The sequence below is a fragment of the Eggerthella lenta DSM 2243 genome, from assembly GCF_000024265.1.
GTDB lineage: Bacteria > Actinomycetota > Coriobacteriia > Coriobacteriales > Eggerthellaceae > Eggerthella > Eggerthella lenta.
Window position 1 is genome coordinate 1,915,140 of sequence record NC_013204.1, and the last position, 17,285, is coordinate 1,932,424.

The following is a 17,285-nucleotide window of genomic DNA, read 5'->3' on the forward strand; positions in this document are numbered from 1 at the left end:
GCGCGCCCTACTTCGCGACGCCGACCGCGCGGCTCTCGCGGATGACCACGACCTTCACCTGGCCGGGATACTGCATCTCGTTCTCGATGCGCTGCGCGATGTCGTGCGCAAGCACCGTGGTGGCGGCTTCGTCCACCGTGTCGGGCTCCACCATCACGCGCACCTCGCGACCCGCCTGAATGGCGTACGTGCGCTCCACGCCCTTGTACGAGCTGGCGATCTCCTCCAGCTTCTCGAGGCGCTTCACGTAGGCGTCGAGTGTCTCCTTGCGGGCGCCGGGACGCGCCGCGGACACGGCATCGGCCGCCTGAACGAGCACGGCCAGCACGCTGGACGGCTCCACGTCGTTGTGGTGCGCCTCGATGGCGTGCACGATCTCGGGTCGCTCGCCGAAACGGCGGGCCAGGTCGGCTCCAATGACGGCGTGGCTGCCCTCCACCTCGTGGTCGACCGCCTTGCCCAAATCGTGCAGCAGGCCGGCGCGCTTGGCCGGGATGGGATCCAGCCCCAGTTCGGAAGCCATGACGCCGGAGAGGTAGGCCACCTCCAGCGAGTGGTTCAGCACGTTCTGGCCGTACGAGGTGCGGTAGCGCAGACGGCCCAGCGTGCGCACGAGCTCGGGGTGCAGATCGTGGATGCCGGTGTCGAACGTGGCCTGCTCGCCCGCTTCCTGGACGCGCTGGTTCACGAACGCCTCGGCCTTGCCGAACATCTCCTCGATGCGCGCCGGATGGATGCGGCCGTCGGCCACGAGGTTCTCCATCGTAACGCGGCCGATCTCGCGACGGACCGGATCGAAGCACGAGATGGTCACGCACTCCGGGGTGTCGTCGATGATGAGGTTCGTTCCGGTCAGCTGTTCGAACGAGCGGATGTTGCGGCCCTCGCGGCCGATGATGCGGCCCTTGAGGTCGTCGGAGGGGATATGGATGGTGGACACGGTGGTTTCGGCCGAGTGGTCGGCCGCCACGCGCTGGATGGCGAGGCTGAGGATGGAGCGGGCCTTCTTGTCGGCCTCCGCCTTCGCGCGCGCCTCGGCATCGCGGATGATGGCCGCGGACTCGTGCGTCACCTCGTCCTTGAGGGTGTCGAGCAGCTCCGCCTTCGCCTCGTCCGGCGTCATGCCGGCCACGCGCTCGAGGCGGTAGTTCACCTCCCGCGTGGCCTCTTCGAGATCGCGTTCGCGACGCTCGAGCTGGCCCTGCATGGATGAGATCTGATGCTCGCGCGCGTCGAGCGATTCGACGCGGCGGTCGAGCGATTCCTCGCGCTGCGAGATGCGGTTCTCAGCGGAACGCACTTCGCGCAGACGCTCCTTGCTCTCGGCTTGCGCATCCTGCTTCAGCTTGAGAGCTTCGTCCTTCGCTTCGATGATGGCCTCGCGGCGCAGCGTTTCGGCTTGTCGTTTCGCGTCGTTCACCACGGATTCGGCCTCTTGCGCCGCTCGCTTCGTGGATGCGTTGACCAGGTAGCGGGTGACGACGAAGCCGAGGGCGATGCCGACGACGGCTCCGATGATCAGCCAGATGAATTCGGGCATACGCTCCCCCTTTCGTTTCAGTTTCCGATAGAGCGTTACATTCAAAAGAACATAGGCATAAAAAATCCCGGAAAAACCGGGCATGAACGAACGCACGCGATACGGGCAGCATCGTATGAATTTGTCTATAGGAAGTACCCTCATCAGGTACGATCATTCAAGCTATACCATATGATAAAGGTTGTGCCCGAATTGTAAAAGCCCTGACAAGAAATAATCTGAAATGCAGGGCCGCGCCGCCGCCGCAGGCGCAGCCGACGGCGCGGATGCGCTCATCCTTCGACGGGGTTCGCCTCGCACCAGAGGCGGGCGGCGGAGGATGACACCGAGGCGCTGAAGCCTTTCTGGGCGAGGCGGCGGTAGGCGGCGTCGCGGCGGTTCTTCGCGCGCGGCGGCTTGCGGTCGAGCAGCGCGAGTGCACGGTCGACCTCCCCCGCGTCGTCGTCGGCAGCGGCCAGCGCCTCGACGCTGTCCGCGTCGATGCCGAGGCTCTCGAGCTCGGCGGCGATGCCGCGTCTGCCGCGCCCTTGGGCAAGGCGACTGCGCACGAGCACGTCGGCGAAGCGCCCGTCGTCGACGAGGCCGCAGGCGAGCGCGCGATCGAGCGCCGCTTCGACGGCCTCGGCCTCGAAGCCCCCGCGCGCAAGGCGCTGGCGCAGCTGCTCGGAAGCCCGCTCGCGCACGAGGCAGAGCCGCTCGATCTTGCGGAAAGCGGCGTCGGGATCGGAGAGCCGCACATCCTCGTCGACTTCGCCGGCGTCATGGCGGGAAGGCTGTCCGCCGGCCGCACTGGCAGACAGGGAGCGCGAAGCGCGGCTCGGCCGTCGATCCTCCCGCTCCTCGCGAACGTGGGGAAGGTCGGGCGCCCTGGAAGGCTTCGGGACGCCCTTCTCGATCGCGGCGATCTCCGCGCGCAGGCGCGCGCGGAGCTGTTCGGGCGATTCGGGCATGCTACTTCTTCTTCGCAGGCTTCGCGACCGGGCTCATGGCGTCGGCCTCCTCGGTCGAGCGCGTGATGATGGGGATCTCGAAGGATTCGCGCACCTTCGTCTCGAGTTCCTCGCGCAGGTCCGGGTTCTCCTTGAGCGTCTGCTTCGCCGCCTCGCGCCCTTGGCCGAGACGCTCCTCGCCGTAGGTGTACCAGGCGCCGCTCTTCTTGGCGACCCCCGCCTCGACGGCCATGTCCACGATGCAGCCCTCGCGCGAGATGCCCTCGCCGTACATGAGGTCGAACTCGGCCTGGCGGAACGGCGGGGCCACCTTGTTCTTGACCACCTTGGCGCGCACGCGGTTGCCCACGATCTCGCCGTCCTTCTTGATGGAGTCGATGCGGCGGATGTCGATGCGCACGCTGGAGAAGAACTTGAGGGCGCGGCCGCCCGTCGTGGTCTCCGGGTTGCCGAACATCACGCCGATCTTCTCGCGCAGCTGGTTGATGAAGATGCACGTGGTGTTCGACTTCGACAGAGAGCCCGCCAGCTTGCGCAGCGCCTGCGACATGAGGCGCGCCTGTAGGCCCACCGTGGTGTCGCCGATCTCGCCTTCGATCTCGGCGCGGGGCACGAGCGCGGCCACCGAGTCGACGACCACGGCGTCGATGGCGCCCGAGCGCACCAGCATGTCGCAGATCTCCAGCGCCTGCTCGCCGGTGTCGGGCTGCGAGATGAGCACTTCGTCGATATCGACGCCCAGGCGCGCGGCATAGACGGGATCGAGCGCGTGCTCGGCGTCGATGAAGGCCACGATGCCGCCCATGGCCTGAGCCTCCGCGATGATCTGCAGCGCGAGCGTGGTCTTGCCGCTCGATTCAGGGCCGTACACCTCCACGATGCGGCCGCGCGGCACGCCGCCTATGCCGAGCGCCGCGTCGAGCGGCAGCGCGCCGGTCGGGATGACCCCGATGTTGAGGTCGTGGCCGCCCTCGCCGAACTTCATGATGGAGCCCTTGCCGAACTTGGTCTCGATCTGATCGGTGGTCAGCTTGAGCATCTTCGATTTTTCTTCGTTCATGCGGTTCCTTCTCTTCCTGCCGCGAGCGCCAAAGACGCTGAGCGTTTGCCGCTTACCATTATACGAACATATGTTTGTTGGTCAAGCATTTTCGCGAAAGAAGCTTGCAACCCCAGTATAGCGCGGCCGGCTCACGTCCCGATGGCGCGCATCCAGCGCGCAGCACCTCCCGATCCAGCGCGTTTTCCACGCCGAAGACATGCGGATTCCACGCGCCTTCTACGTCGTTCTAGCGCGTTTCCAGCGCCTCGAGCGCGAACTCGAGCGCCGCACGCACGGCGAGCAGGCGCACTTCTTCGCGCGTGCCGGGAAAATGGCAGCAGCGGGCGCAGGTGAGCGACGCGTCCGCGCGCCCGATCCACACGGTGCCCACCGGCTTGCCCGGCTCGGCCCCGCCCGGGCCGGCGATGCCGGTCGCCGACACCGCCACGTCGCAGCCGAGCGCGGCGCGGGCGCCTTCGGCCATGGCACATGCCGTCTCCTCGCTGACCGCCCCGATCAAGGCGAGCGTCTCGCGGCCCACGCCCAACACGTCGCGCTTCACGTCGGAGGAGTAGCTGACGATGCCACCGCGCACGACGTCCGAGCTGCCCGGCACGTCGGTGAACGTCGCGGCGACGAGGCCGCCCGTGAGGCTCTCGGCCGTGCCGACGGTCGCGCCGGCGGCACGTGCCGCCTCGAGCACGCGCCCGGCCAGCTCGTCGAGCGCCTCGGGCGAGATGCTCGCGGCCTCCTGGGCGCTGAGCGCGCGCCCTCCCGCTTCGTCCTCTCCCGCATCGGCAGCCGCGGCCTCTCCGGCACCCGCACGGCGCTTCGCGCGCTTGCCCGACGGCGCGAACCCGAGGATCTCCTTGGCCTTCACGAAATAGTCGAGCATCGAGATCACGGTGAGCGCCAGCGCGATCAGCATGGCCAGCCACGACACGAGGTACAAGGGGTTGTGCAGCACGCCCTGCGGATCGGTGATCACCACACTGTCCTTGACGATGAACAGCACGATGGCGACGATCTGCGCGACGGTCTTCGCCTTGCCGTACCAGCTGGCGGCGATGACCACGCCTTGGCTGGCGGCCACCATGCGGATGCCCGACACGATGAACTCGCGCGTGAGGATGACGAGCGCTACCCACGAGGGCAGCACGCCCAGCTCGATGAGCGCGAGCAGGGCGGCGGCCACGAGGATCTTGTCGGCCAAGGGGTCGATGAACTTGCCGAAGTTCGTCACCTCGCCGCGGCTGCGCGCCAGGTACCCGTCGAGGCCGTCGGTGGCGGCCAGCAGGATGAAGATGCCGGCGGCGATCCAAGGCTTCGACGCCTCGGCGTCCGCCCAGAACGGGAAGTACTCCGGCCAAGGGCTGATGATGGCCACCACGAACACGGGAACGAGGCAGATGCGCAGCAGCGTCACCACGTTCGCCGGGGTCCACAGCTTCTCGTGCACGGCACCTTGCGCCATCGGGCTCACTCCCCTTCCATCTCGTAAAGCAGAGCGTCGACGATGCGCACGCGGCGGATCTCGCCCGGCTCGCCGGCGTCGAGGTACGTGACGCCGTCGACCTCGGGCGCCTGGCACATGGCCCGCCCGAACAGCTGGCCGTCCTCTTCGACGCCCTCCACCAGCACGTCCATCTCGCGTCCGACGCGCGCGGCGATGCGCGGGCAGCACACGGCGTCGGCCAGGTCGCGCAGGCGCTGGGCACGGTCGTTCTTCTCGTCCTCGTCCAGCTGGCCGGGCAGGTCGAACGCGCGCGTGCCCTCCTCGCGCGAGTACGGGAACACGCCCACGTAGTCGAACAGCCCCTCCTCGACGAAGGAGCACAGGTCCTCGAACTGCTCCTCGGTCTCGCCCGGGAAGCCCGCGATGAGCGTCGTGCGCAGCGTGGCGCCCGGCACGTGCGCGAGCACGCGGTCGACGAGCGCCAGGAACTCCTCGCGCGAGCCGGTGCGGTTCATGGCGCGCAGGATGCCCGCGTCCACGTGCTGCAGCGGGATGTCGAAGTAGTCGCATACGTTGTCGTGCGCGGCCACGGCATCCAGCAGCTCGTCGGAAAGGCCTTCGGGCTGGATGTACATGATGCGGAACCAGGTTTGCGGGAACTCCTCGGCCAACGCGGCCACGAGCGCCGCCAAAGACGACGGCTCGTCGAAGTCGGCGCCCCAGCGCCCCGTGTCCTGGGCGATGAGCACGATCTCGCGGGCGCCGGCAGCCACCTGGGCGGCGACGTCTGCGCGCACGTCGTCGAGCGGGAAGCTGCGATAGCGCCCGCGGATGTACGGGATGGTGCAGTACGTGCAGAACCGGTCGCAACCGTCGGAAATCTTCACGTAGGCGAACGGCGCGGCCGGGAGGGCGGCAAGCGCCGCACGGGATCCTTCGACTTCGGCGGCTCCGCCGCTTGCGCTCAGGGTCACGGAGGCGGCGGCTCCCCCGCCCGGGGCGTCGACGCCAAGCGCGTCGGCTACGATAGCGGCGATATCGTCCTCGCGGCTGCATGGCACGAACGCGCGCGCTTCCACAAGCTCGTCCGCAAGATCCTCGCCGTAGCGGGCGGGCATGCAGCCGGCCACGATGAGCGGCGCGCCCGCCGCGACGTTGGGCATCCCGGCCGCATCGAAAACGGCTTCGATGCTCTCCTCGGTGGCGCTTTGGATGAACGAGCAGGTGTTCACCACCACGGCGTCCGCTTCGGCAGGGTCGTCCTCTATCAGAAACCCGGCCTCCGCCAACCGCACGCGCATGCGCGCCGTGTCAGCCTCGTTCTTCGCGCATCCCAGCGTGACGAAAGCGACGCAGGGCGCAACGAGCGCCGCGTCAGATGAGCGTTCCATATGGCGAGACCGTCCTAGCGGTAGTTGACGAACTGGAGCGGCTGGCCGTAGTCCTTCCCCTTGAGGAAGGCGATGACCTCCTGCAGCGCATCGCGCGAGGGAGAGCTGACGCGCAGCTTGTCACCCTCGATCTGGACCTTCACCTTGAACTTCTCGGCCTTGATATCCTTGTTGATCTTGCTGGCAACGTCCTTTTCGATGCCTTCGACGATGGTGGCCTTCTGACGAACGCTCTGGCCGGCAGCCGCTTCGGGATCGGCCCACTGCACAGCGGCAAGATCGATGCCGCGGCGAACGAGCTTCGAGCCGATCACGTCGATGACCTGCTTGGCCACGAAATCGGCGGGTGCCGCCACCGTCATGGACTTGCCCGCCTTGTCGAGGGTGATCTCGGCGCCCGAGTCTTTCAGGTCGTAGCGCTGCGCGAGCTCCTTCTTCGCCTGCTGGAAGGCGTTGTCGATCTCTTGCATGTCGACCGTGGACACGATGTCGAAGCTGGATTCCTTGGCCATGGAACGTTCCTTTCCGCGCGACACGGCCCGCACTGGCGGGCCGCTCGAATTTTCGTTTGCGCACAGCATAGCGCATTTTCGCGCCCAAGCCGGCAATTTCAGAGGCGCTCCATGACGAACGGGTTCTCCGACCGGCGGAAACCCCTAAGCGGCGGATGTTCCATCCCCGGTTTTCGCGCCATCCTCGGCTGCTTTGTCGGCGGCGTCCGCGTCGGCCGACCCCTTCTTCTTGGCATCCGGATGATCCTCGTACCACTTCTCCAGGTAGGCGTCGAAATCGACCGTGGCCATGGGCATGCCGGTAGCCGGATCGGAGCCGTCGAACTTGACCGCCTCGCCGTCCACCTTGATCGTCACGCCGTCGCTCGCCCAAGCGGCGAACGTCCACACGTCGCCCTCGGCCAGCTCAACGGTGTCCTCCTCGCCGCCCGAGAACATCTGGTCTTCGGACGTCCCGTCCTTCGTGATGACCGCGTACACCGGGGTGTCCTTGGCGATCGTGTAGGTCACCTTGATGCTGGTCGGAGCAGTTTCAACAGGCTCGGCCTGCGGTTGCGCGGGGGTTTCGCCGCCTTCCGTGCCGCTGCCGTCCTGCGTCGGGTCGGCGAGCCCCGTCACCGGCAGCTTCGTCACATCCTCGTTCGAGCTCCCGCCGTTGTTGCCGAACACGAGCACCAGCACCACGATGAGCAGCACGAGGATCACGCCGCCCGCGATGACGAAAGGCAGCTTCGACTGCACGACGCTCGAGGCCTTCGGCCCTGCGTAGAAGTTCGTGTACTCGGCGTTCGGCAGCGCCGCATGGCGACTGGGATGCGTGCGTCCCTCGGAATAGAGGCGCTCCGAACCCCCGCGCGCGCCGTAATCGCGACCGTAGTCGCGCCGGTCGTCGTACATCGTACGCCCGAACGCATTCTGCCGCGGCGGGCGCTCGTCGACTTGCTGCGAGGGGCGAGCGCCCTGCCGCGAGGTCGAGCGTCCCGTGCGCGAAGATCCTCCTCGATCGAAACCCGAGGGCTGCGCGCCGTTGCGCGCGCGTCCCACCTGGTAGGCGTAGGCCTCGTCCAGGTACATGCGCGTCATCTCGGTGGGGTTGAGCCCCACGAGGCGCGCGTAGGCGTTCACCATGTTGCGCGCGTAGCCGCGCGGCGGCATGCGGGAGAAATCGTCTTCCTCGATAGCGCGCAGGATGTCGGGTCGGATGCGCAGCCGTCGCGCAGCCGTCGCGAGATCGTAGCCCTTGCGCTCGCGCGCCTCTCTCAATATGGTTCCGAATGTCACCTGGCCACCTCGTTACTCCTCAGGGTTCGCCGCGTCGTGCGCCTCGAAGGCCTTCAACGTCTCGAGCTCCATGGCGTCTACGAGCACTTCGCGGGGCTTGCTGCCGTTCGGCGGCCCCACGACGCCCTTTTCCTCCAGCATGTCCATTATACGTCCAGCGCGCGAATAGCCCACCTTCAGGCGGCGCTGGATGTTCGAGGTTGATCCGAGGCCGCTCGACACCACGATGTCCGCCGCTTCCCAGATGAGCGGATCGTCGTCGGAGACGCCGCCGCCCGAACCGTCGGGTTGCGACGCGCCCAGCGTGATGAGGTTCGTCTGCAGGATCTCGGAATGGTACTCCGGCTCGCCCTGGTCTTTGAGCATGGCCACCACGGCGTTGATCTCGTCTTCCGATACGTAGCATCCCTGGATTCGCTGGGGACGGGCGAACTCGGGCTTCGACAGCAAGAGATCGCCCAGGCCGATGAGGTTCTCGGCGCCCGGCGTGTCCAAGATGACGCGGCTGTCGATGCCGCTGGCCACGTTGAACGAGATGCGGTTCGTGATGTTCGCCTTGATAAGGCCCGTGACCACGTTCGTGGAAGGGCGCTGCGTGGCCACGATGAGATGGATGCCGGCCGCGCGCGCGAGCTGCGCGATGCGGCTGATGGAGAACTCCACCTCCTTGCCCACGTTCATCATGAGGTCGGCCAGCTCGTCGATGATGATGACGAGGTAGGGCAGCTCGGCCCCCAGCTCGCCGGCCGGCGGCTCTTCGCCGGCTTCGATCGCTTTCTGCTGCGCGGCCAGCTCGGCCTGCACCTTCGCGTTGTACTGGCCGATGTTGCGAGCACCCACCTTCGAGAACACTTTCAGGCGGCGCTCCATCTCGGCCACGCCCCACGAAAGCGCGCTGGCCGCCTCGCGCGGCTCGGTGACTACGGGCACGTACAGGTGCGGGATGCCGTTGTAGGGCGTGAACTCCACGCGTTTCGGGTCGATCATGATGAAGCGCACCTCGGAAGGCGTGGCGCGCATGAGGATGGACATGATCATGGCGTTGATTGACACCGACTTGCCCGAACCGGTAGTGCCGCCGATGAGCAAGTGGGGCATCTTCGCGAGGTCGGAGACGATGGAGCGGCCCTCGACGTCCTTGCCGATGACGATCTGCAGCGGGCCCTCGTCCGCATCTTTGATGACGTCGCCCAAGAGCACGCTCTGGCGCGTGCGGTTGGGCACCTCGATCCCGACGTAGTTCGTGCCGGGGATGGGCGCGAAGATGCGCACGCCCGGTGCCGCCAACGCAAGCGCGATGTCCTGCTCGAGCGCCGTGATGCGGCTGACGCGCACGCCTGCGGGCAGATCGACTTTGAACAGCGTCACCGTAGGTCCGGCGACCCAGCCAACGACTTCGGCCATGATAGCGAAGCTTTCGAGCGTCTCCTGGAGACAGGCCGCGGTGTCGGCCAGCTCGGCGTCGGAAGCGCGGTCCTTCTTGGAGTTCTTCGACACGGCCAGCAGGTCCGCGGGCGGTAGCACGAAACCGTCCGCCGGACGAGGAGAGGCCAGGGGCGTGGAGCTCGCGGACGGCTTGGGAGCCGCAGGGGAGCTATCGGATTTGTCGTGCTTGCGGCCGAGCTTGCGCGTGAGCGTTTGCGGGGCCTCGCCTCCCCCTTCCTCGGTAGAAGCCGCACGGTTGCCGATCGCTTGAGTGACCAGCGACTGCGACGCACGACGGGGCTTGCTCGGTCGACCCTTTGCATCCTTGGCGCGCGGCAGGACGTTCGTTGCACCCGCCTCCACAACCTCGCCGGTCGTGGGCACCACGGGAACCTTCGCGCCCGTCGAGCGCTTCATGCGGGCGTAGGGCGGAGCCGCCAGCACGTCGTCGTCCGCATCGTCGGCGACAAGCGCCCGACGGGCGTCCTGTACGCGTTCAACCAGCTTCGACACCGAAAACCCGATGATCACGAGCCCGGCCAGGACTATCCCGATCATGATGATGCACGTCACCGCTTGCCCGAACAGGCTGATTCCAACCCATGCGATGCCGGCGCCCAGATAGCCGCCTCGCGCGGCGAGCTCGTCCGACAGGAACAGCCGGTCGACGGAATCGGGCGCGGATTCGGGCGTGAAGAGGGCCAGCAGGGAGAGCGCGGCGACGAAGATCATCACAAGGCCCACAGCCACGCGCACCGGTACGCGTTCGCGGTCGAAACGCGCGAGGAAGCTGGCTCCGATGATCAGCAAGAGGAACGGCAAAAGATAGGCGCCTAGACCCAGCGAGAGGTGCAGCGCCGTGGAAACGAACGAGGTGACCACGGCGTTCGTAGGCAGCACCGCCGCCACGAACAGGACGACCGCGAGCACGGCGAAAGCCACGCCGGTGATATCGCGACGCGTGCGCTCGTCAAGCAGACGGGGCTCCTCCGTCGCCTGCGGGCGCGCGCCCTTGGCCTGCTTCGCCCTTTTTTCGGCGGGCGAGGCCGCCTTGCCCTTCGATTTCGTCGCCGAAGACGCTTTCGGCTTCGCGGTGCTGGATGACTGTCGGGCCACGCCCTACTCCTTTATGCTGCGTTTGATCTGCGTTTCATGGGTTTGTTTCAGCCTATGCTGCGGCCGCATGCGCCCCCGCGAGGGCGCATGCGGCCATTATAGCTTAAACCTCGAGCAAGTTCACAATCACCATGGGACGGGTTTTCGTGCGTTCCCACAGGAGGGACAGCAAGGCGTCGCGTCCGGCCTTCTTCCACTCCTTCTGGCCGCCGCCCTTTCCCATAGCGCGCCCGAGCGCGTTCTTCACGGTGCCCTGCGCCTCGCGCACGAGGAAATCGTCGTCGCCGCCCGTGATGCCGTGCATTTCGATCTGCACGTTGCCCACCACGTTCTTTCCCTTCGGCGACACCGCGGCGGCGATGGCCGCAAACCCCTGCGAACCCAAAGCGTTGCGCTCGTCGAGCACGCCCTGCGAGGTGTCGCCCACCGACAGGCCGTCCACGAACACGATGCCGCTTTGCACGGTCTCGCCGCGAACGACGCCCTGCGACGTCAGCTCAAGGCTTTCGCCGTTTTCGCAGATGAAAACATTGTCGGTCGGCACGCCCGTCGCCTCGGCCAGACGAGCATGCGCGCGCAGGTGCGTGGCCTCGCCGTGCACCGGCATGAACGCCTTGGGCTGCACGATGGAGAGCACGAGCTTGAGCTCCTCGGCGCCGGCGTGACCCGACACGTGCACGCGCGCGCGGTTCTTGTCGTATACGTCCGCGCCGATCTTCGCCAGGCCGTTGATGACGCGCGTGACCGCCTTCTCGTTGCCCGGAACCGGCGTGGCCGACACGATGACCGTGTCGCCTTCGTCCATCTGGATGGTGCGGTGCTCGCCGTTGGCGATGCGCGCCAGCGCCGAGAGCGGCTCGCCCTGGCTGCCCGTACACATGATGACCACCTGCTCGGGCGGAATGCCCTTGAGGTCGTATGCGTCGATGAGGTCCGTGTCGCTGATGCTGAGATAGCCCAGGCGGCGCGCGATATCGGTGTTTTGGATCATCGAGCGGCCCGTCACCACCACCTTGCGGCCGTTGGCTACGGCGGCGTCGCAGATCTGCTGCATGCGGTGGATATGGCTGGCGAACGACGCGATGATGACGCGACCCTTCGCCTGCGATATGATCTTCGCCAGCTCCTTGCCGACTTCGGCCTCCGACGGCGTGAAGTTGGGGTTCTGGGCGTTGGTGGAGTCGCTCATCATGAGGTCGACGCCGATTTCGCTGAACTTCGACAGCGCGCCGAAGTCGGTGGTCACGCCGTCGATGGGGGTCTGATCGAGCTTGAAGTCGCCCGTGTGCAGCACGTTTCCGGCCGGGCTCTGGAAGAACACGCCCACGGCGCCCGGGATGGAATGGTTCACGGCGAAGAACTCGGCCGTGAAGCAGCCCAGCTTGATCTGGTCGCCCGGTTTGATCTCGACGAGCTTGGCGTTCTTGATCTTATGCTCGGCGAACTTGCCCTCGATGAGGCCCAGCGTCATCTTCGTGCCGTAGATGGGCACGTTGCGATCGAGGTCCTTCATGAGGTACGGGAGGGTTCCCGTGTGGTCCTCGTGGCCGTGCGTGATGACGATGCCGCGCAGCTTGTCGGCGTTCTCCAGCACGTAGGTGTAGTCGGGCAGGATGAGATCGACGCCCGGATGGTTGTCGTCGGGAAACATCAGGCCGGCGTCGTCGAGGATCATGTCGCCTTTGCACTCGAACACCGTCATGTTCTTGCCGATGGCGTCGAGACCGCCCAGCGGGATGATCTTGAGCGTGGCGTTCGGATCCTTCTTCGGCGAGGCGAAGTTGCGTCGCGCGCTCTGGTCGCCGCGGTTGGACGCAGCGCGCTGACCGCCCTCCCCCGCCTTCGACAGCTGCGGGCGCTTGTGCTCGAGCTGCACGTGCTTGTACGTGCGGGTCTTCTTGTTGCCCTGGCCGTTCTCGTTTCCGTTCGCGCGGGGCGCTTTCTCTCCCCTGCGCGGGCTCCCGCCGGAGCGGTTCTCCGTGCGTGCGCGATCGCTTCCGCGCTGGACGCGCGGGTTCTTCTCTTCCATATCGTTCCTTTTTTCTCAGGCGACGGGGGCGCATGCACGAGGAGCCGGGTATCCCGGCTGGTCTCGCAGCAGGCTGAAATTCGCTCGAGCCTGCAAGCCCGCACGTCGCGGTTATATCAAGCGCCGCGATGCGCGGCGCTTCGGTCCTTCTTCATGTCGTCATCCTGAGCAGAGCGCCGTTGGTGCGGAGTCGAAGGATTCCGCTCGGCGCCAGCCGGGGTACTTCCTGCTATCGTCGCACGGGATCCTTCGACTCCGCGCTACGCGCTCCGCTCAGGATGGCAAACGGCTACAGCACGCCCACCTCGCGCATGGTGGCGGCCAGGCGCTCGGACTGCTCGGGCGTGGCATCCACGAGCGGCAGGCGCACGCCGCCCACGGGGAAGCCCAGCAGCTTGAGCGCTTCCTTGACGAGAATGGGGTTCGACGTTTCGAACAGTCCCGTCATGAGCGGCATCAAGCGCTCGTTGGCCGCCTCGGCGGCCTCCCAGTCACCTGCAGCCGCCAGCTCGACGATCTCCTTCATGCGAGCGGGAGACACGTTGCCGATGGTGGAGATGACTCCGGCGCCGCCTCGCTTCATGACGTCGAGCGTGGCGGAGTCGTCGCCGGAGTACACGACGAAGCCGTCCGGAGCGCCTGCGACGATGGCCTCGACCTGATCCATCTTGCCCGACGCCTCCTTCACGGCCACGACGTTGTCGCAGTCGTGGGCGAGGCGCAGCGTGGTCTCGGCTTCCATGTTCACCACGCAGCGGCCCGGAATGTTGTACAGGATGATGGGCAGCTCCACCGCGTCGGCGATGGTGCGGAAGTGACGGTACATGCCCTCTTGGGGAGGCTTGTTGTAGTAGGGCACCACGCACATAAAGCCGTCGACACCCAACTCGGCCACGTCGCGGGCGAAGCCCACCGTGTCGGCCGTGCAGTTGTCGCCCACGTTCGCGATGACGGGGACGCGGTTGCCCACAGCCTCCACCACAGCGCGGAACAGCTCCATCTTCTGCGGGTAGAACACGGTCGGGCTCTCCCCCGTCGTGCCGTTGATGATGAGGGAGTCGCTGCCGCCGTCGACGAGGCGCGCGGCAAGCGCCTGAGCCTTGTCAAGATCGAGCTCGCGATTCTCATCGAAGGGCGTGACCATGGCCGGGATCATCCGGCCGAACCGAGGCTGCGACATGCTCTGACTCCTCACCTTCCATGCGCGCGACCCGTGCCGCTTGCGCATCCAACATACAAAAACAAGTGCCTGAACGGCTATTATCCCACGAGATGAGCCCTCAGGCCATGAAGTTCTCCAAACCTACAACCAGCCCGTCGCACGAACCCACGCTACGAATGCCCAACAGCACGCCCGGCATGTACGACGTACGGTCCCATGAGTCATGACGGATGGACAGCGTCTGGCCGAGCGATCCAAAGATCACTTCCTGGCTGGCGACGTAGCCCATCGAGCGCACGGAATGCACCGGCACGCCGTCCACGAGCGCGCCGCGCGCGCCCTCGGCGCCTTCGATCTCGGTCTCCTTGCCGGGAGCTTCGCTCGCGCGCCCGCCACGCGCTTCAGCGATGATCTGCGCCGTGCGCACCGCGGTACCCGAAGGAGCATCCTTCTTGTTGCAGTGGTGAAACTCGATGACCTCGGCCTCCGGGAAGTACGGCGCGGCGGCCTTGGCGAACTCCATCATGAGCACCGCGCCCGTCGTGAAGTTCGGCGCGTAGAACAGACAGGTGCCGTCGGGCGCGAGCGCGGCCAGCTCCTGCAACGTCTCGTTCGACAGGCCGGTAGTGCCCACCACGCAGTCGACTCCCGCGGGAAGCGCCTCGCGCAGGTTGTCGGCCACGACGGAAGGCTGGGTGAAGTCGACGAGCACATCGGCCGTCCAAGACTCGAGCGCGGCCGCCACCGTCGGGTACACGGGGAAGTCGACCTCGGGCCTGTGCGGGTCGATGCCGCACACCAGTTCCATATCGTTCGCCGCGCGCACCGCGTCGCATACGGTCCTGCCCATACGGCCCGCGCATCCCGCAACTGCCACCTTGATCATCGCTGCCTGCCTTTCGCTTCATGTACCCGAACATCCTACCACGCGGATATACGCCGCTTGCGCCGCCGTTACCCGGCCGGCACGATTCGTCGGCCATCCGTCCTCCCGCAACGACGAAGGGGCCGCGTTCGGCCCCTTCGCTCGAATCAAAACCGCTTACGCGTCGTGACGGCGGCGCGGCGTGCGGTTGCCGCCTCCGTTGCCCTCGCGTCCGCTGCGACCCGGACGATTGTCGCGGCCGCCGTTGCGATCGCCGCGCTCGCGACGCTCGCCGTTGGAAGCGCTGCTTTCGGGGGCGTCCGGCTTGTCGAGGCGGTCGAGCGATATCTTGCCCGTCTTCGGGTCCACCTCGAGCACCTCGACTTTGATGATGTCGCCGAGGTTCAGCACGTCCTCGACCTTGCCGACGCGGCCGTTGGCAACGCGGGAGATGTGCAGCAGGCCGTCCTTGCCCGGCGTCAGCTTGACGAACGCGCCGAAGTCCTTGATGCCAACGACCTCACCGTCGAACGTCTCGCCCACCTCGGGCTCCTTGACGATGCCGAGAATCATGGCCTTCGCGGCATCGCCGGCCGGGCCCTCGATGGCGGCGATGTGGATGGTGCCGTCCTCCTCGATGTTGATGCTGGCGCCCGTCTCCTCCTGGATGCCGCGGACGACCTTGCCGCCCGAGCCGATGACGTCGCGGATCTTGTCCACCGGGATGTGGATGGTCTCGATGCGCGGTGCGAACTCGGAGAGCTCCTCGCGCGGCGCGGCGATGGTCTCCAGCATGGCGTCTAGGATGTAGGCGCGACCTTCGCTGGCCTGCTTGAGCGCACGAGCGAGGATGTCGACCGACAGGCCGCGGGCCTTGTTGTCCATCTGCAGGGCGGTGATGCCCTTCGCCGTGCCGCACACCTTGAAGTCCATGTCGCCGAGGAAGTCCTCGATGCCCTGGATGTCGGAGAGGATGACCACGTCGTCGCCCTCCTTGATGAGGCCCATGGCGATGCCCGAAACAGGCGCCTTGATAGGCACGCCCGCGTCCATGAGAGCCAGCGTCGAACCGCAGGTGGAGGCCATGGACGACGAGCCGTTCGACTCGAGGACCTCGGACACCACGCGGATGGCGTAGGGGAACTCGTCTTCGCTGGGAAGCACCGGGATCAGCGCGCGCTCGGCCAGCGCGCCGTGGCCGATCTCGCGGCGCTTCGGAGCGCCCATGCGGCCGGTCTCGCCCGTGCAGTACGGCGGGAAGTTGTACTGGTGCATGTAGCGCTTGCCCTCGGCGGGGTCGATGGTGTCGAGGCGCTGCCATTCGTTCAGCATGCCGAGCGTGCAGACGGAGAGCGCCTGCGTCTGGCCGCGCTGGAACAGGCCCGAGCCGTGCACGCGGGGCAGGTAGCCCGGCACGATGTACAGCGGGCGGATGTCCTCGGGACGACGGCCGTCGGCGCGCTCGCCCGTCTCGATGACCATCGCGCGCATGGCCTTCTTCTCGAGCTTCTTGAGCTCGGCGGCGATGTCGCCCTTCCATGCGGCGCGCTCCTCATCGGAGAACTGCTCCTCCTTGATGCGGGCCTTGAGCTCTTCCACCTTGCCCATGCGCGAAAGCTTGTCGGCATCGCGCAACGCGGCGGACATCTCGGCCATGAACGGCGCGACGCGCTCGGCGATGGCCGGGTCGGCGACGTGGACGGGCCACTCGACCGGCTCGATGTTCGCACGGTCGAGGAAGCGCTGCTGGGCTTCGCAGAACGCGGCGATGGCCTCCTGGCCGAACGTCATGGCGGCCAGCATGTCCTCTTCGGAGATCTCGTCGGCGCCGGCCTCCACCATGGAGATGTAGTCGGCCGTGCCGGCGATGGTCAGCTCGAGATCCGAGTTCTCGGATTCCTCGAACGTGGGGTTCACGATGAACTCGCCCGTCTCCACGTCGCGGCCGATGCGCACGCAAGCGGCGGGGCCGTCGAAGGGAGCCGCGCCCAGCATGAGGGCAGCGCTGGCGCCCATGACGCAGATGGTGTCGGGCGGGTTGATGCTGTCGACGACGAGCGTCGTGCACACGACGTGCACCTCGCGCTTGAAGCCGTCGGCGAAGCCGGGACGGATGGGACGGTCCACCATGCGGGCCGTCAGCGTGCCCTTGTCGGAAGGACGCGCCTCGCGCTTGAGGTAGCCTCCCGGGATGCGGCCGACCGCGTACATCTTCTCGATGAAGTCGACCGTGAGGGGGAAGAAGTCGTAGTCCTTCTCCTCCTTCGAGATGACGGCCGTAACGAGCACCGTCGTGTCGCCCTGCGTGACGACGACCGAGCCGGTCGCCTGCTTGGCGAGCTCGCCTGTCTCCAAACGGTACTGCTTCCCGTACAGTTCGAAGGATTCGACGATTTTTTTCATATGCTGCTTTCTTTCTCTTCACCTGAACGACCCTAGTGCCGCCCAGCTTCTTCGGCGCGGGGTACTTACCGTTCCCCCGCCGCCGCGAGCGGATGCGCCCTTGCGCTTCCGAC

The 17,285-nt window shown here is 66.6% G+C and carries 12 protein-coding genes; all 12 read right to left on the reverse strand.

Annotated features, from left to right (window positions below):
• Positions 1-7 precede the first annotated feature (7 nt).
• The 12 genes from rny to ELEN_RS08145 all read right to left on the reverse strand — a co-directional run bounded on the left by rny (position 8) and on the right by ELEN_RS08145 (position 17,172).
• Positions 8-1,540 carry a ribonuclease Y gene (gene rny, locus ELEN_RS08090; RefSeq protein WP_015760673.1) on the reverse strand — a complete coding sequence of 511 codons (1,533 nt, stop codon included), beginning with the start codon at positions 1,538-1,540 and terminating at the stop codon, positions 8-10.
• 272 nt (positions 1,541-1,812) lie between these two features.
• Positions 1,813-2,490, reverse strand: a complete 678-nt coding sequence (locus ELEN_RS08095) for a regulatory protein RecX (RefSeq protein ID WP_015760674.1) — start codon at positions 2,488-2,490, stop codon at positions 1,813-1,815.
• Position 2,491: 1 nt separating this feature from the next.
• Positions 2,492-3,550 carry a recombinase RecA gene (recA, locus tag ELEN_RS08100; RefSeq protein ID WP_009307028.1) on the reverse strand — a complete coding sequence of 353 codons (1,059 nt, stop codon included), beginning with the start codon at positions 3,548-3,550 and terminating at the stop codon, positions 2,492-2,494.
• A gap of 229 nt (positions 3,551-3,779) precedes the next feature.
• Positions 3,780-5,006, reverse strand: a complete 1,227-nt coding sequence (gene pgsA, locus ELEN_RS08105; RefSeq protein WP_015760675.1) for a CDP-diacylglycerol--glycerol-3-phosphate 3-phosphatidyltransferase — start codon at positions 5,004-5,006, stop codon at positions 3,780-3,782.
• Between the two features lie 5 nt (positions 5,007-5,011).
• Positions 5,012-6,379 (reverse strand): 30S ribosomal protein S12 methylthiotransferase RimO, encoded by a 1,368-nt coding sequence (gene rimO / locus ELEN_RS08110; RefSeq protein WP_015760676.1) that lies wholly within the window; start codon positions 6,377-6,379, stop codon positions 5,012-5,014.
• Positions 6,380-6,393: 14 nt separating this feature from the next.
• Positions 6,394-6,891, reverse strand: coding sequence for a YajQ family cyclic di-GMP-binding protein (locus ELEN_RS08115; RefSeq protein ID WP_009307031.1), 498 nt, complete (start codon positions 6,889-6,891; stop codon positions 6,394-6,396).
• A 144-nt stretch (positions 6,892-7,035) separates the two neighbouring features.
• On the reverse strand, positions 7,036-8,172 hold the full coding sequence (locus ELEN_RS08120) for a helix-turn-helix domain-containing protein (protein WP_015760677.1): 1,137 nt from the start codon (positions 8,170-8,172) through the stop codon (positions 7,036-7,038).
• A gap of 12 nt (positions 8,173-8,184) precedes the next feature.
• Positions 8,185-10,713 (reverse strand): FtsK/SpoIIIE family DNA translocase, encoded by a 2,529-nt coding sequence (locus ELEN_RS08125; RefSeq protein ID WP_009307033.1) that lies wholly within the window; start codon positions 10,711-10,713, stop codon positions 8,185-8,187.
• A gap of 103 nt (positions 10,714-10,816) precedes the next feature.
• Positions 10,817-12,742: a ribonuclease J gene (locus ELEN_RS08130; RefSeq protein WP_009608620.1), complete on the reverse strand. Its 1,926-nt coding sequence runs from the start codon at positions 12,740-12,742 to the stop codon at positions 10,817-10,819.
• 289 nt (positions 12,743-13,031) lie between these two features.
• Entirely contained in the window at positions 13,032-13,922 is an 891-nt protein-coding gene (gene dapA, locus ELEN_RS08135) for a 4-hydroxy-tetrahydrodipicolinate synthase (RefSeq protein WP_009307035.1), read from the reverse strand.
• A 100-nt stretch (positions 13,923-14,022) separates the two neighbouring features.
• Positions 14,023-14,790, reverse strand: a complete 768-nt coding sequence (gene dapB / locus ELEN_RS08140; protein ID WP_009307036.1) for a 4-hydroxy-tetrahydrodipicolinate reductase — start codon at positions 14,788-14,790, stop codon at positions 14,023-14,025.
• Between the two features lie 156 nt (positions 14,791-14,946).
• Positions 14,947-17,172, reverse strand: coding sequence for a polyribonucleotide nucleotidyltransferase (locus ELEN_RS08145; protein ID WP_015760679.1), 2,226 nt, complete (start codon positions 17,170-17,172; stop codon positions 14,947-14,949).
• Positions 17,173-17,285 lie beyond the last annotated feature (113 nt).